This is a genomic window from Comamonas odontotermitis, assembly GCF_014207855.1.
In the GTDB taxonomy this organism is placed as follows: Bacteria; Pseudomonadota; Gammaproteobacteria; order Burkholderiales; family Burkholderiaceae_C; genus Comamonas; species Comamonas odontotermitis_A.
The window spans coordinates 18963-34381 of the sequence record NZ_JACHKZ010000003.1; the positions used below are offsets into that span (position 1 = coordinate 18963).

The 15419-nt window shown below is 65.0% G+C and carries 14 protein-coding genes; 3 read left to right on the forward strand and 11 right to left on the reverse strand.

Annotated elements, in window-relative coordinates; all coding sequences use genetic code 11:
* The first annotated feature begins 6 nt into the window (after nucleotides 1-6).
* On the forward strand, nucleotides 7-1635 hold the full coding sequence (locus tag HNP33_RS03360; RefSeq protein ID WP_184705702.1) for a SpoVR family protein: 1629 nt from the start codon (nucleotides 7-9) through the stop codon (nucleotides 1633-1635).
* A gap of 14 nt (nucleotides 1636-1649) precedes the next feature.
* Here the strand turns inward: HNP33_RS03360 and HNP33_RS03365 are convergent, their stop codons facing one another.
* Genes HNP33_RS03365 through HNP33_RS03375 form a run of 3 tightly spaced genes read right to left on the reverse strand, consistent with a single transcriptional unit; the run spans nucleotide 1650 to nucleotide 4280 of the window.
* The gene (locus HNP33_RS03365; protein WP_184705297.1) at nucleotides 1650-2159 is read right to left on the reverse strand and encodes a rod shape-determining protein; all 510 of its coding nucleotides are present in this window, start codon (nucleotides 2157-2159) and stop codon (nucleotides 1650-1652) included.
* The gene (locus HNP33_RS03370; RefSeq protein ID WP_184705299.1) at nucleotides 2159-3403 is read right to left on the reverse strand and encodes a multifunctional CCA addition/repair protein; all 1245 of its coding nucleotides are present in this window, start codon (nucleotides 3401-3403) and stop codon (nucleotides 2159-2161) included. Before HNP33_RS03370 ends, HNP33_RS03365 begins: the two co-directional genes overlap by 1 nt.
* A gap of 10 nt (nucleotides 3404-3413) precedes the next feature.
* Entirely contained in the window at nucleotides 3414-4280 is an 867-nt protein-coding gene (locus tag HNP33_RS03375) for a MurR/RpiR family transcriptional regulator (RefSeq protein ID WP_184705704.1), read from the reverse strand.
* Between the two features lie 151 nt (nucleotides 4281-4431).
* On the opposite strand from HNP33_RS03375, the gene HNP33_RS03380 reads away from it, so the two are divergent.
* Nucleotides 4432-5334, forward strand: coding sequence for an amino acid ABC transporter substrate-binding protein (locus HNP33_RS03380; protein ID WP_184705301.1), 903 nt, complete (start codon nucleotides 4432-4434; stop codon nucleotides 5332-5334).
* A gap of 168 nt (nucleotides 5335-5502) precedes the next feature.
* Here HNP33_RS03380 and HNP33_RS03385 read toward each other — a convergent pair whose 3' ends face one another.
* The 4 genes from HNP33_RS03385 to HNP33_RS03400 form a co-directional block, all read right to left on the reverse strand.
* The gene (locus HNP33_RS03385) at nucleotides 5503-6186 is read right to left on the reverse strand and encodes a glutathione S-transferase family protein (protein ID WP_184705303.1); all 684 of its coding nucleotides are present in this window, start codon (nucleotides 6184-6186) and stop codon (nucleotides 5503-5505) included.
* Between the two features lie 66 nt (nucleotides 6187-6252).
* Nucleotides 6253-7842, reverse strand: coding sequence for an MFS transporter (locus HNP33_RS03390; protein ID WP_233464338.1), 1590 nt, complete (start codon nucleotides 7840-7842; stop codon nucleotides 6253-6255).
* Nucleotides 7839-8420: a MarR family winged helix-turn-helix transcriptional regulator gene (locus tag HNP33_RS03395; protein WP_184705305.1), complete on the reverse strand. Its 582-nt coding sequence runs from the start codon at nucleotides 8418-8420 to the stop codon at nucleotides 7839-7841. The genes HNP33_RS03390 and HNP33_RS03395 overlap by 4 nt, the downstream gene beginning before the upstream one ends.
* Nucleotides 8421-8593: 173 nt before the next feature.
* Nucleotides 8594-9166, reverse strand: a complete 573-nt coding sequence (locus HNP33_RS03400) for a 5-formyltetrahydrofolate cyclo-ligase (RefSeq protein ID WP_184705307.1) — start codon at nucleotides 9164-9166, stop codon at nucleotides 8594-8596.
* Nucleotides 9167-9635: 469 nt separating this feature from the next.
* Here HNP33_RS03400 and HNP33_RS03405 point away from each other — a divergent pair, with 469 nt between their 5' ends.
* Complete coding sequence (locus tag HNP33_RS03405) at nucleotides 9636-11684, forward strand: lytic transglycosylase domain-containing protein (RefSeq protein ID WP_184705309.1); 2049 nt, start codon at nucleotides 9636-9638, stop codon at nucleotides 11682-11684.
* A 75-nt stretch (nucleotides 11685-11759) separates the two neighbouring features.
* Here HNP33_RS03405 and HNP33_RS03410 read toward each other — a convergent pair whose 3' ends face one another.
* The 4 genes from HNP33_RS03410 to HNP33_RS03425 form a co-directional block, all read right to left on the reverse strand.
* Nucleotides 11760-12569, reverse strand: a complete 810-nt coding sequence (locus tag HNP33_RS03410) for an SDR family oxidoreductase (protein WP_184705311.1) — start codon at nucleotides 12567-12569, stop codon at nucleotides 11760-11762.
* Between the two features lie 63 nt (nucleotides 12570-12632).
* The gene (locus HNP33_RS03415; RefSeq protein WP_184705313.1) at nucleotides 12633-13634 is read right to left on the reverse strand and encodes a Bug family tripartite tricarboxylate transporter substrate binding protein; all 1002 of its coding nucleotides are present in this window, start codon (nucleotides 13632-13634) and stop codon (nucleotides 12633-12635) included.
* Between the two features lie 97 nt (nucleotides 13635-13731).
* Nucleotides 13732-14496 carry a crotonase/enoyl-CoA hydratase family protein gene (locus tag HNP33_RS03420; RefSeq protein ID WP_184705315.1) on the reverse strand — a complete coding sequence of 255 codons (765 nt, stop codon included), beginning with the start codon at nucleotides 14494-14496 and terminating at the stop codon, nucleotides 13732-13734.
* 75 nt (nucleotides 14497-14571) lie between these two features.
* Complete coding sequence (locus tag HNP33_RS03425; RefSeq protein ID WP_184705317.1) at nucleotides 14572-15339, reverse strand: SDR family NAD(P)-dependent oxidoreductase; 768 nt, start codon at nucleotides 15337-15339, stop codon at nucleotides 14572-14574.
* Nucleotides 15340-15419 lie beyond the last annotated feature (80 nt).

The following is a 15419-nucleotide window of genomic DNA, read 5'->3' on the forward strand; positions in this document are numbered from 1 at the left end:
TCTCGCATGAACCCTGCTCAATACCCGGTGCTGGCGCGGCGCAAGGGTGCACACCCATGGAAACTGGCAATTGCTGGCGACCGGGCACAGCGCGATGTGCCTGCCACGCCTCGGCCAGCGGGCAAGCGCCCGGGGCAGCCCCTGCCTGACCCCAGCGACTGGACGTTCGAGCTGATCGAGCGCTACCACGCAGCCATTGCCGCTACGGCAGAGCGCTACGGCCTCGACACCTACCCCAACCAGCTGGAGGTGATCTCGGCCGAGCAGATGATGGACGCCTACGCCAGCGTGGGCATGCCCGTGGGCTACCGCCACTGGAGCTATGGCAAGGAGTTTCTGGCAACCGAGCGGCGCTACCGCCGTGGCCACATGGGGCTGGCGTACGAGATCGTCATCAACTCCAACCCCTGCATCAGCTACTTGATGGAGGAGAACACCACGGCCATGCAGGCCCTGGTGATTGCCCATGCGGCGTACGGGCACAACAGTTTCTTCAAGGGCAACTACCTGTTTGGCATGTGGACGGATGCGGGCAGCATCATCGATTACCTGCTCTATGCCCGCGACTTCATCGCCCAGTGCGAGGAAAAGCACGGGCTCGATACCGTGGAGCAGTGGCTGGATTCATGCCACGCCCTGGCCAACCTGGGGGTGGACCGCTACCGCCGTCCCTCCAAGAAGACCCTGGCGCGCGAGCGCGCCGAGCGCGAGCAGCGCGAGGCCTACGCCCAGCAGCAGATCAACGAGCTGTGGCGCACCCTGCCTGCGCGCCCGGACAAGAACAGCCCCGCGCAGCACCACGAGCGTTTTCCCAAGGAGCCGGAAGAGAATCTGCTGTACTTCATCGAAAAGAACGCCCCGCTGCTGGAGCCCTGGCAGCGCGAGGTGGTGCGCATCGTGCGCAAGATTGCGCAGTACTTCTATCCGCAGCGCCAGACCCAGGTGATGAACGAGGGCTGGGCCACCTTCTGGCACTACACGCTGCTCAATACGCTGTACGACGAGGGGTGGCTCACCGACGGCGTGATGATCGAGTGGCTGTCGTCGCACACCAACGTGATCTACCAGCCGCCTGCCGGGCACCGCGCCTACAGTGGTATCAATCCCTATGCGCTGGGTTTTGCGATGTACCGCGACATCCAGCGCATCTGCGAACACCCGACCGACGAAGACCGGCGCTGGTTCCCCGATCTGGCGGGAACGCCGTGGCTGCCTGCACTGCACCACGCCATGCAGAACTACAAGGACGAGAGCTTCATCGGCCAGTACCTCAGCCCCCGACTGATGCGCGACATGCGCCTCTTCGCCATCCATGACGACGCCAGCGAGCGAGAGCTGCTGGTCAGCGCCATCCACAACGAAGACGGCTACCGCTCGCTGCGCCAGACGCTGTCGCAGCAGTACGACCTGGGCGCGCGCGAGCCCAATATCCAGGTGTGGAACGTGAACCTGCGCGGCGACCGTTGCCTCACGCTGCGCCACACGCAGTACCAGGGGCGGCCGCTGGCCGATGATGTGCAGGAGGTGCTCAAGCACGCGGCGCGGCTGTGGGGCTTTGGCGTGCAGCTCGAAAGCGTCAACGGAGACGGCGATGTGCCGGTGCTGCTGCATTCGGTGGCGCCTCCGCCTGCGTGAAGTGTTAGGTGGCACTAGCCACGAGCAGGCCCGCGTTGCATCAGTGCCAGAATCTGTGCCTCGCTCAAGGCGGCGGATGCAATCAGCTCCACACTGCGGGCCCCGCAGCGCTGGCCCAGCTCTCGCAAGGCGCGGTGCTCTACACCGGTCAGGGCTCCAACGGCCTGGGCGGGCGAAGGGCAAGGATGCAGCAACATGTGTGGCGATGGCGCCAACCAGCGATTGACGCGCTTGAGCTTGAGATAGGACAGCAGTGCATGTTTCAGAAAGGCCTCCGCTGCTGCGTAATCGCTGATCAGGCAGCGGGGGTGGCCAAAAGGCTCGCTCAGAGTGGCCCCCGGGGTTTGTGCCACTGCCAGCCGCGCGGCGGCACCAGCGGCCAAAACACTGGGTTGTGGGCCTGCACGCAAGGCAAGCAAAGCCTCATCGCTCCATATGGCGTCGCTGTTGCTGCTGCGGATCAGGACGGCATCGGGTGCAATGCGCACATACAGCGTGTGCGTCAGTAAATTTCCAAAAGCCATTACTGCTCTGCCTTCATCTCCTGCGCCACTGCATGGCAGCGTGCCTCGTGCACCATCGCTCCAATCTCGGCGCCTTTTCGGCCAAGCTGGGCGGCGCGCCCTGCCACCTCCTTGGTGCTGACGGCTTGCGCCACGGCCAGCAGGCGCAGCAGTTGTTCGCGCTGCGGGTAGGGTTGGTCTTGCAGCCCGAGCCGCCCCTGGGCATCGCACTGGCAGGCAAGCAGCGCGTCGGCAAAGCGCGCGGGTTTGCGAAAGGCGTCACAGCGCTCCAGCAGCCGCACCACGGCAGCGGGGGCGATGCCCGGGCTGCGGTGGATGTTGCCGTGTTCGGCCGCCACCAGCAGGGCGAGCTCGGCGCATTCGCTGGGTACGCGCAGGCGCTGCTGTACGGCGCGGGCCAGTTCCACACTGCGCTCTTCGTGGCCGATGTGGCGCGGCAATATGTCTGCCGGGGTCGTGCCTTTGCCCAAGTCGTGTGCAATGCAGGCCCAGCGCACGGCCAGCGGGGCATTCAGTTGGGCGGCGCGGTCCAGCACCATCATCACATGCACGCCGGTGTCCACCTCGGGGTGGTAGTCGGCCCGCTGGGGTACGCCCCACAGGCGGTCCAGCTCGGGCAGCAGGCGGGCGAGGGCGCCGCAGTGGCGCAGCACCTCGAACATGCGCGAGGGCTGCGCTTCCATCAGGCCGCGTGCCAGCTCCTGCCAGACGCGCTCGGGCACAAGGGCGTCCACTTCGCCCTCTGCCACCATCTCGCGCATCAGTGCCAGGGTTTCGGGGGCGACGGAGAAATCATGAAAACGCGCGGCAAAGCGTGCCAGGCGCAGAATGCGCACCGGATCTTCGCGGAAGGCATCCGTCACATGGCGCAGCACCTTGGCCTGCAGGTCCTGCTGGCCGTGATATGGATCAAATATGGCTTCGCTGCCCGTCCAGTCTGCGGGGGCCGCCATGGCGTTGATCGTGAGGTCGCGCCGCGCCAGGTCTTCTTCCAGCGTCACGTCGGGCGATGCGGCAATCGAAAAGCCGTGGTAGCCGCGGCCCGATTTGCGTTCGGTGCGCGCCAGCGCGTATTCCTCGTGGGTCTGCGGGTGCAGAAACACCGGAAAGTCCTTGCCCACGGTCACAAAGCCCTGGGCCTGCATTGCCTCGGGCGTCGTGCCCACCACCACCCAGTCGTGGTCGTTCACGGGCTGGCCCAGCAAACGGTCGCGCACAGCGCCACCCACCATGTAGATTTTCATCCGGGCAAGTTTACCTGCGGGGCGCCTGCACATACACACCGCTGTCGTGCAGCTCGCCCTCGGCAGCTTCGATGCGGGCGACGGCCTCTGGCCCGGCGCGGCTCACCAGCACTTCCAGCAGCGATTCGGCCAGGGCCTGCGCGGCAGTGACCGAGGGGAAGAACGACGGGCTGTTGACGGCAAACAGCAGGGTTTCGTCGGCGGCCAGCGACAGGGGCGACGCCAGGCTGTCGGTCAGCGCAAGCACCTTGCAGCCGCGCGCGCGCGCCAGCTCCACGGCCTGCACGGTTTCCTGCGAGTACGGCGCAAAGCTGATGGCCACCAGCACATCGCCCTTGTCCACGGCTCGCAGCTGCATTTCACGAACGCCGCCCATGCCTTCGAGCAGATGCACCGACTGGCGGAACAGGCGGTACACATAGACCAGGGAGAACGCGACGGGAAAGCAGGCGCGCATGCCCATCACATGCACCTGGGCGGCTTTTTCCAGCAGGCGGGCGGCGCTGGCGAGGCGCGGGGCGCTGTGCTGCTCGGTGGTGTCCAGGTTGCTGCGCTGCATGGCAAACATTTCGGCGGTGAGCTGCTTGTCGCGGGAGCGGCCGATCAGGCTGCGCGCCTTGTCGCCGTACTGGTTGGCGGAGTCGCTGCTCAAGCCCATGTCGCCCGTCAAGGCCTGCTTGAACTCGTTCCAGCCCGCAAATCCGCAGGTCTGGGCAAAGCGCACCAGGGTGGTGGGTGGCACCTGGGCGTGCTGGCCCACGGTACGCATCGATTGGGTCACCACGTCGCCTGGGTGGTCGAGCACGTAGCGGGCCACTTGCTGCAGCGAGGGGCTCAGGGATGCAAAACGGTCGCGCAGCTGGTCGATCACGCCCATGGTGGATTGGCTTTGTTGGTGGTTGAGGGAAATCACGGGTAGCCATTGTCGTTCATGGAACATATGATCCAATTTATAAAAAATAGGAACATTGGTTCTGTTGTAACGCCATAGGGCATTGAGGCGCCAAGAGGGCGCGAAAGGAAAGTCGATGACGCAAATCAATTACACCGTGGCACGCCTGGCGATGGCCGCCGCAATGGTATGCGCCGCTGCCGGTGCCATGGCGCAGAGCGCGCCCACGCTGGACAAGATCAAGAGCACCGGAGCCATCACCCTGGGGTACCGCGAGTCGTCGTTCGGCTTTTCGTACCTGGATGCGAATTTGAAGCCCGTGGGCTACAGCATGGACATCTGCTACAAGATTCTGGACGCGGTCAAGGCCAAGCTGGGCTTGACCGACCTCAAGGTGGGTTACCAGGCTGTGACCTCGGGCAACCGCATTCCGCTGGTGCAGAACGGCACGGTCGATCTGGAATGCGGCTCCACCACCAATCTGGTGGAGCGCCAGAAGCTGGTGGCGTTCTCGCCGGATATCTTCCGCTACAACGTGCGCATGCTGGTCAAGAAGGATTCGGGCATCAAGGGCATTGCCGATCTGCAGGGCAAGGCGGTGGCCACCACCACGGGCACGACCTCGTTCCGCTTGTTGCGCCAGGCCGACAAGGCCAGCAACCTGGAGATCACCAATGTGCCGGGCAAGGACCATACCGATTCCTTCCTGCTGGTGCAGGGCGGCAAGGCCCAGGCCTTTGTGCTGGACGATATTCTGCTGGCAGGCCAGATTGCCAACGCACGCGATCCGCAGAACTACGAGATCGTCGGCGAGAGCCTGCGCACCGAAAACCAGGCGCTGATGCTGCGCAACGACGACCCAGCCTTCAAGAAGCTGGTGGACGATACGGTGGCGGGCATGATGAAGTCCGGCGAGATGGAAAAGCTCTACAACAAGTGGTTCATGTCGCCCATCGCGCCCAAGGGCATCAACATCAACTACCCGCTGAATGCGGAGACGCGCGATGCGTTCGAGCATCCCACGTCCAAAGGCATCTGAGTTCGCAGCCGGAATCCGGGGCGTTCTGCACCCGTCCCCTTTGTCTGCACGCTTCGCGGCAAGAAAAGGGGAACGTTCAACGGTTACTTAAATGTTGATAGCTGCCAGCGCTTTGCAGATAAGCGCTGGCAGCTATTTTATTGAACACCTTTAACGGCTTCAACGCCTTCAACGCTCGGCGCGGTAGGGCTCGTCCATCGGGACAAAGTCCTTCTCTGCCAGGGCGCCGTCGATCCAGGCCTTGACGCCGGGCAATTGGTGCACGCGTTCGACGTAGGCGGCGATCTCGCCGGGCACGGGCAGCTGGTAGGTTTTCAGGCGCATGCAGACGGGCGCGAAATAGGCGTCGGCAACGCTGAACTGGTCAAACAGCAGGGGGCCGCCGTGCTGGGCCAGCAGGTGGCTCCACATGCTGCACAGGCGCTCCACGTTCTTGCGCACGCCAGCGTTGTCGCGCCAGACGATCTTGCCCACCTCGGCCAGATCGGCCTCGATGTTCATCGGGCAGGCGCCGCGCAGGGCGGTGAAGCCGCCGTGCATTTCGGCGCAGATGCTGCGGGCTGCGGCGCGGGCTGCCTTGTCCTTGGGCCACAGCGCCTTGTCTGGAAACTGCTCGGCCACGTATTCGGCAATGGCCAGGCTGTCCCAGACGGTGACGTCACCATCGCGCAGCAGCGGCACGGTGCCCGTGGGGCTGACGGTGGCCATGGTGCGCTTGAATTCGGACTGGCTGTCGAAACTGTCGAAGCGCACGTATTGCTCGTCAAAGGGAATGCCCGCCTGGCGCAGCAGCACCCAGGCGCGCATGGACCAGGAGGAGTAGTTTTTGTTGCCGATGTAGAGCTGCAGCATGGTCGGGGCGCAAAGAAGTGAGGGGAACCCGATTTATACCGCAGCCGCCTATACCGCAGCCGCCCTTCAACGCAACTTCCGCTGCACCACGACGAGAGCGGCCGTGACGGCCGCGACCACCGCCAGCCACTGGTACAGCTGCTGGCAGGCCATGAAGAAGGCCTGGTGATCCACCATCTGCGCCAGCATCTCCAGCGCTGCGTGGCGGGCCTGCTGGGCCACCATGCCGTGGTGCTGCAGGGTGCTGGCCGTGGTGTCCAGCCACTGCTGCGCCGTGCTGTTGCCGGGCGTGATGCGGCTGGCAAGGTCGGAGTACTGGGCAAACTTGCTGTCCTGCAGCGCAACAGCGGCCATGGCCGATGCCAGCGAGGCGGTCATCTGGCGCAGGATGTTCTTGCTCTGGTAACCCTTGGCAAAGTGCCGGGCGTCGAGCGCGCGCCAGGTGAGCGCCGCCACGGGCAGCACCATCAGCACGCCAAAGCAGCCCTTGATGGCGAGGGCGCCATACAGCGCGGCGGCGGGCGCATCCGGCGGCAGGCGGCTCATCCACCACGCGGCGGCGGCCATGGTCAGGCACCCGGCCATCATCAATGCGCGCTTGTTGGCAATGGCGGCGCTGTAGCGGATGTAGACCACCGCTACCACCAGGCTGGTGAGCGCCGAGAAGCTGTTGAGCCAGCCGGTGGTGAGCAGCGGAATGCCCAGGCCCCGCTCGGCATACTGGGGAAACAGGTAGTTGCTGAAGTTGACGACGAAGTAGTACACCGCGTAGAGCGCTAGGCCCGCCAGAAAGCCGGGGCTGGTGAGGTCGCGCAGGTGCAAAAGCGGCTCGTCGTGCCGCCACTGGTGCAGACCGAACAGGCCCAGCAGCAGCACGCCGGCGAGTACCAGCAGCGCCAGGTGCTCGGGGCGGTCGAACAGGGCGTAGCGCGCCTCCGAAAAGCTCCACTGCACACAGCCGATGGCCAGTACAAAGAGCAGGAGCGGCGTGATGCTCCAGCGCACGGGCCGCTCGCTTTTGCCCAGGGCGGCGGGCAGCAGGCCGTATACGCCCAGCGCCATCAGCGTTGATAGTGGCAGCACGCTCCAGAACACCCAGCGCCAGCCCCAGTTGTCGACCAGCCAGGCGGCGCCCAGCGGTGCTATGGCACCCACGGCAAAGATCATCAGCATGTAGACGCGCGTGGCCTGCGGGCGTTGCTGCACGCCAAACATCATCGGAATCAGCACCCGCGTGCTGATGAAGAAGGCTCCGCCGCCCATGCCCTGCACCAGGCGCGCGGTGGTGATCTGCGCCAGCGAATTGGCGCTGGCCGAGGCCACATCGCCCAGGCCGAACAGCAACAGCGCCAGCAGCAGGTAGTTGCGGTAGCCGAAGTGGCGCGAGAGCCACTGCTGCAGCGCAATCATCAGCATGCTGCCCACGGCGTAGGCGGCCTGTACCTGGGCAAACTCGCGCGGCGCGGCGCCGATGCCGCCCAGAATGTGGCTGGAGCCGAAGACGAACATGCCGTTTTCGAGAAACTCCATGCCCACCAGGCCGCCAAGCAGCAGCATCAGCAGCCGCTGCTTTTCCCAACGCCGCCAGGGTCTCCAATCTCTTCCATCGGCCCGGTGCATCCAGCGTGCCCGGACATGCCCGCGGCCGGCGGTCATGGCGCTGCCGGATCGTCGGTGCGTGCTAGTTTTTTTGATTTGCTGGCGCGCGCGGATCGGGCGCTGGCGGCTTTTTTCTTCTGGGCATCATCGGCAATGCCGGTTTCCAGGCCGGCGAGCACCTTGCGCAATTGCTGGCGCATGGCACCCGTGCCTTCCTCGCCCAGCACGGCCCAGGTCTGCAGATGCACGGCCTGCACCAGCGGTATGGCTTGCTCCAGCAGATGGGTGCCGCGTTCGGTCAGCGCCAGCTGCAGCGCGCGGCGGTCCTGCGTGTCGGCGGTGCGCACGGCCAGCGCCTTGGCTTCCAGGCTGTCGAGCAGGCGGGTGACCTGGGTGCGCGTGGCGTCCAGCGATATGCTGAGGGTGGAGGGGCTGATGGGCTCGTGCACACTGTCCGAGAGGAGGTACAGCGCCAGGTATTCGCGCATGTGCAGACCCAGCGGCGCCAGTGCGGCGTCCATGCGCTGCTCAAGCAGGGCTGCGGCGTGCTTCAGGAGCCGGGTGGACGCGACCGCGTCTATCAAGGATTGCGGCTTGCCAGCCAGAATGCGCTCAAGTCGGGAATCGAAGCTCATGGGGATGTTGTGAATTTAATTTCATTTGTAATTATATTGTTTGAAATTAAATTTGCAAGCGCCTGCAGGAGCAGCCAGGCTCCTGCAGGTATGGCTTTTCCCCAAAAAGCAGCCAGAGTGCACCGAGGGTGGGCGTTGGCTGCTATGGTATTTTCAATGCATGGCGCAGAAGCTCACACTGGCCAGACGACGCCATTGTCGTTCAGGATCGCGTCGAGCGGCAGATCGTGCGGCTCGGGCTCGAAATCGTCGACAAAGCCATCGGTAAAGCCCAGGCCCACGGTGAACGGCCGCGGCTCCAGCGCCGCCAGGGTGCGGTCGTAAAAACCGCCGCCGTAACCCAGGCGGTAGCCGCCCGGCCCGTAGCCCACGCAGGGCACGAACAGCAAGGTTGGCACGACCAGCTCGGTGTTCTGCGGCTTGGGAATGTCGTAGGCGTCCAGCTCCATCGGGCAGCCCGGGTACCAGGCATGGAAGGTGAGCGTCTTGTGCTGCTTGTTGACCACGGGCAGGCCAATGCGGCGCAGCAGCGGCTCGTCCATCAACGCGCCGTCTTCCTTCCAGCGGTGCAGGGCGGGCAGCGGGTCGAACTCGCCCTTGATCGGCCAGTACGCACCAATGACGGTGTCTTCGCGCTCGGTGAGCCAGAAACGCAGCACCTGCTGCAGCTGCTCGGCGCGCTCCAGGCGGTTGGGCATATTCAGGCGTTTTTCGATCAGCGCCTGACGCACGGCTTTTTTATCCATCGCGGGGAACCCTCCAAAAACTCTCGCGGTCGTTCCATTCTGACACCTGGCAGCCCCGCGCCAGGAAAAACGAGCTAGTAAAAACACCAGTCTGCTTGATGCATGTTGGCTATCGAGGTAAGCGCTTGTAAGAGCCGCCAACACAACCCTTGATACGTCGTTGCTTCGTCGGGGGCGCCCAGCCGGGGGCGCCCAGCCTTGTCGTACGTCTGTAGTGGCTGCGGCTTCGCCTGACGTGGCCCGGCCTGACGCGGCCCGGCCTGGCGCGGCCCGGCTCCTCGTCTCAACCGCAAATCTAAGATTTGCTGGGTTGTTTTGGCGGCTCTGAATGCCTGCAAGCCCCCAAAACTGCGGCCCCTGCGCTTTTGCGGGCCAGCCCGGATGTGTATGATTTTGTGATTCTTTCGCGGCGCCTGTTTTCCATTTACCGGCCAGTGCTGGCGCCGCCTTCTTGCGAGAGTTCGAGCCCATGCGTTGGAAAGTTCTGTTCACGCCGCTGATGGCGGCCCTGTTGGCAGCCGGTGCGTTGCCGTTGTCTGCCCAAACCATCCTGCAAGGCGCAACGCAGGTGCAACCGCCGCCCGCACAGGCTGCGCTGCAGACGGCCTCCCAGATGGCGAGCGACGATGTGATTGTTGATATGCAGCAGGCCTTCCGCAAACGCGACAAAACCAAGTTGAGTCAGCTGCTGCCATCGACACGCGGCCACGTGCTGGAGCCCTGGGCCGCCTATTGGGAGTTGCGCGCACGCCTGCAGGAAGCCACGCAGGACGAGGTGCAGGCCTTTCTCACCCGCTGGGCTGGCACCTACCAGGAAGACCGCCTGCGCAACGACTGGCTGCGCCTGCTGGGCCAGCGCCGCGACTGGGGCAATTTCGACGCGCTGTACCCGGCCTTCCGCATGGGCGACGACCGCGAGCTGCGCTGCTATGCGGCGGTGATCGATCTGGCCAAGGGCAAAAAAACCGAGCAGCTGGGCGAGTCCGTCAAGGCGAACTGGTACGCGCAGCGCGATTCCGAAGACGGCTGCAACCTGGCCGCCTCCGAGATGTATTCGGCAGGCAAGCTGCAGGCCGATGACATCTGGCGTCGCGCGCGCCTGGCCATGGAGACCGGGCGCACCCGCGCCGCGCGCGCTGCGGTGGAGATTGCCGCGCCTGTGCAGTTGCAGACCTTCTCCACCATGCTGCAGTCGCCCGCCAAATACCTGGCTACCAAGGCCAAGCTGCAGACCAAGGAGCAGCAGGAGCTGGCCACCTTGGCACTCATCAAGATGGCGGCAGACAACCCCGAGGGCGCTGCCAACCTGATGGACAGCCGCTGGGGCGAGCTGCTGAGCCAGGACAAGCGCGACTGGATCTGGGGCGTGATCGGCAAGACCCAGGCCACGCGCCTGTCGCCCGATGCGCTGGCCAGCTTTGCCAAGGTGGGCAAGGACAGCCATCTCAATGACGACATGCTCAGCTGGAAGGCCCGCGCCGCGCTGCGTGCTGGCCAGTGGCAGCAGGTGCGCAAGAGCATCGAAGCCATGAGCGGGGAAGAGCAGCGCGACCCGACCTGGGTGTACTGGCGCGCCAAGGCGCTGCAGGCGGGCAAGGTGAGCGATACGCAGGCAACCGAGGCACGCGAGCTGCTGCAGACCATTGCCGGCCCGCAAGGCTTTTACGAGCAGCTGGCGCAGGAAGACCTGGGCCAGAAGATCAGCGTGAATGCCGCGCCGGTGGCGATTGACGAGCCTGCCCGCCAGGCGGTGCGCAGCAACCCGGGGCTCGCCCGCGCGCTCTACGCCATTCAGCTGGGGCTGCGCAGCGAAGGCGTGCGCGAGTGGAACTACACCACCAACCTGCACGAAAACGGTGGCATGGGCGACAAGGAACTGCTCGCCGCCGCCGAGCTGGCCTGCCAGCGCCAGATCTGGGACCGCTGTATCAACACCAGCGAACGCACCAAGTCGGTGGTTGACGTGGGCCAACGCTTTCCCATGCCTTTCAAGGACGCCGTCGTCAGCCGCTCGCGCGCGATCGGGCTCGATCCCGCCTACGTCTATGGCCTGATCCGGCAGGAGAGCCGCTTCATCATGGATGCGCGCTCGGGCGTGGGTGCCTCCGGCTTGATGCAGATCATGCCTGCCACGGCCCGCTGGACGGCACGCAAGATCGGCATGACCGATTTCACCCCTGGGAGCATCAACGACCGCGACACCAATATCGCCCTGGGCACGGCGTACCTGAAGCTGGCGCTCGATGATTTCGACGGCTCGATGGCCATGGCGGCTGCGGGCTACAACGCAGGCCCCGGCCGTCCGCGCAACTGGCGCAACGGCCCGGTGCTGGACGGCGCGATCTGGGCCGAGAACGTGCCCTTTTCCGAAACGCGCGATTACGTGAAGAAAGTGCTCTCCAACACCACCAGCTACGCGGCCATCCTTACCGGCCAGCCGCAGTCGCTGCGTGCGCGCCTGGGCACCGTGGGGCCGCGCGCGGAAGGCGAGCCCGATCCGTCCAAGGACTTGCCGTAGGTTGTAGACTGCTCCGTTTCTGATAGCTGCTGGCGCTTTTGTATAAAAAGCCAGCAGCTATTTTTGTATGGACGGTTACGCTTCGGCGCGCGGCACGTAGGAGGCTCGCATGTCGCGCCCGCCGCGCAGTGCGGCACCGCCGTCCACAGGAATGATCGCACCCGTCACATAGCTGGCGAGCGGCGACGAGAGGAACAGCGCCATGTGGGCCACGTCGTCCAGGCTGCCCATGCGCTGCAGCGGCACGGTGTCTGTGGCGCGCTGCAGGGCTTCGGGCGAGGGCGCAAGGCGCCGCATGCCCTCGGTATCGGCAATCGGGCCGGGGGAGATGGCGTTGACGCGCACGCCCACCTCGCCCCATTCCAGCGCCAGCACGCGGGTCATCATGTCGATACCGGCCTTGGCGGCGCAGGCATGCACCTGGTACATGGTGGGGTTGACGCCCTGGGGCGCCGAGATGCTGATGACACTGGCACCGGGTTTGCGCAGCAGCGGGTAGGCCATGCGCAGCACGTGAAAGGTGCCGTTCAGATCGATATCGACCACCGTCTTGAAGCCGTTGGCCGACAGATCCTTGGCCGGGGCAATGAAGTTGCCTGCTGCGCCCGATACCAGCACATCGATGGGCCCGAACTGCGCATGCGCCTGGGTGAGCGCGGCCTGCACGGCGGCGGCGTCGCGCACATCGGCGCTGATGCCCAGGGCCTGCGCGCCCAGCGCCTGCAGGCTGGCCTCTGCCTGCTGCACCTTGTCGGGGGAGCGGCTCATCACGCTCACCCGGGCGCCCGCGCGGGCAAAGGCCTGGGCAATGCCCAGGTTGATGCCGCTGGTGCCGCCTGCGACGAAAACATGCTGCCCGGAGAAGGAGAAGGGTGGATTTGTCATGTAGGGTGGTTTCGTTTCGCTGCTCAATCGTTCGAGTGCGCGACGGATGATGGAGAAATGGAATCAGTCGAGCTGCAGCTTCTGGCTCAGAATCAGCTCGCCCCAGGTCTTCTGGTCGTCTGCCACCTGCTTGGAAAAATCGGCCTGCGGCTTGCCGCCGGGGTTGCCGCCCAGGTCGCGGTAGCGCTTCTGGATGTCGGGGTCGTGCAGCACGGCCTGCAGGTTGTCGGTGAGCTTCTTGACGACATCGGGTGGCGTCTTGGCGGGCACGAAAAAGCCCATCCAGCCAACCTTGTTGAAATCCTTCATGCCCAGCTCGGTCATGGTGGGCACATCGGGCAGTTCGGGCTCGCGCTGGTCGCCGGTCACGGCCAGCGGGCGCAGCTTGCCATCCTTGATGTGGGCGAGCGATGCGGTCATGTTGTCGAACATGAACTGGGTCTCGCCCGTGACGATGGCCATGGTGCCGGGGGCCGAGCCCTTGTAGGGCACGTGTACCACATCGGTGCCGGTGCGTTCCTTGAACAGCTCGCCCATCAGATGCGTGGTCTGGCCCATGCCGGCAGACGAGAACGAGAGCTTGCCGGGCTCCTTCTTGGCTGCCGCAATCAGATCGGGCAGGGTTTGGATGGGCGATTTGGCGGGCACGACCAGCACGTTCGAGAAATAGATCATGTCCGTCAGCGCCACGAAATCGCCGGGTTTGTAGCTGAGCTTCTTGTAGGCCGTGTAGTTGATGGCGTTGCTGCCCGTATTGCCCACCAGCACGGTATAGCCATCGGGCTGGGCGCGCGCCACGAATCCCGTGCCCAGGCTGCCGCCTGCGCCGGGTTTGTTGTCCACGATCACCGGCTGGCCCAGCCGCTCGCCCAGCTTTTGCGCCAGCATGCGCGCAGGTATGTCGGTGGAGCCACCCGCAGCGCCGGGAATGACGAGGGTGATGGTGCGCGAGGGCCAGTTGCCATCTGCCAGGGCGGGCAGGCTGAAGGCCGCCGTGCCCAGGGCCAGCGCGCTGGCCGCCAGGGTGGCAAGTGCGTTGCGGCGGGGAATAGAGGCGCGGGTCATGCGGTTGTCTCCTTGGGATTGTGTGCCGGGCTTGCTCTTCTTTTGAGAGTTGATGCGCAAGCTGCTGGTGCGCTGGCGGCCCGTTTGGTTGATATGTCTACAGGCCTTTCCACACCGGTTTGCGTTTTTCGGCAAACGCTGCGGCGCCTTCGCGCGCGTCCTGCGATTCAAAGACCGGCGTGGTGATGACGGCTTGCCGCTCCCACATCTCATCGCGGCGCCATTCGGCCGATTCGTTCGCCACCTGCTTGCTGGCGATCAAGGACAGCGGCCCGTTGGCCGCCACGGCGGCGGCCAGCTGCAGTGCGGCATCGAGCGCGCCGCCCACCTCCGTCAGCCGGTTGACGAGTCCCAGCTGCGCCGCGCGCTCGGCGCCGAGCATGTCGCCGGTCAGAATGCATTCCATCGCCACGTGGTAGGGCAGGCGCTTGGGCAGCCGCATGAGGCCGCCAGCCGTGGCGGCGAGACCGCGCTTGACCTCGGGCAAGCCAAACTGGGCGTTGCGCGCCGCAACGATCAGGTCGCAGGCAAGCACCACCTCAAAACCGCCAGCAAGCGCATAGCCTTCGACGGCGGCGATCAGGGGTTTTCTGGGCGGGCGCATGGTGACGCCGCAAAAGCCGCGCCCCGGCACGCTGGGGCGCTTGCCCTGCAGAAAGCCTTTGAGATCCATGCCTGCGCAAAAGCTGCCTCCGGCGCCAGTGATGATGCCGACCGACAGCGCCGGGTTGGCATCGAGCGCATCCAGCGCTGCCACCATGGCCTCGGACATTTCCAGCGTGGCGGCATTGCGCGCCTCGGGGCGGTTCAGGGTCATGATCTGCACGTTGCCGCGCACTTCAACCAACAGGGGAGATGTCATGGAATGCCTTTCGAAATTCGAAGGAGAGCCGGACGCAGCCCGGCGCGGCGCCGTTGGCGGAGGCTGCGCGGGCAATCAGCGCGGCTGCATGCGGATGGCGCCATCGAGGCGAATGGTTTCGCCGTTGAGCATGGGGTTCTCCAGAATGTGCAGCGCCGTGAGCGCGTATTCGTTCGGGCGGCCCAGGCGTGCAGGGTTGGGCACCGATGCGGCAAGCGACTGGCGCACGTTTTCGGGCAGCTTGGCGAGGATGGGCGTATCGAACAGGCCGGGCGCAATGGTGCAGACGCGGATCATCTTGGAAGCCAGATCGCGCGCGGCCACGATGGTCATGCCGATCACGCCCGCCTTGGACGATGCGTACGGTATCTGGCCGATCTGGCCTTCGTAGCCCGCGACCGATGCTGTCAGCACGCAGGCACCGCGCTCGCCCTCGATGGGCTCGTTCTTCGCCATGGCCACGGCCGACAGGCGCAGGGTGTTGAAGGTGCCGATCTGGTTGATGCGGATGATGTTGGTGTATTTTTCCAGCGATCCGGCGCTGCCGTCTTTCTCGATCAGGCGCACCGGGCCACCAATGCCTGCGCAGTGCACCAGTGCGCGAAACTCGCCAAACGCCTCGGCCGCTGCCACGGCCTGCTGCATCTGCTCGCCATCGGCCACGTCGGCCTTGACGAACTGGAGCTGGCCGCCGTACTGCTTTTGCATCGCCGCGCCGCGCTCTTCGTTCAGGTCCACGGCGACCACATTCAGCCCGCGCGCCAGCAGCGCCACCGCGCTGGCCTCGCCCAGGCCCGACACGCCGCCCGTCACCAGGGCCGTCATTCCTTTTTGCAATTGCATCTCAAAAATCCTTTTTTCAGTGTTCAGTACGCAGCCTTAATTCGCGCACGGCCCAGATGCGGACACCGAGGAAGGGCCGC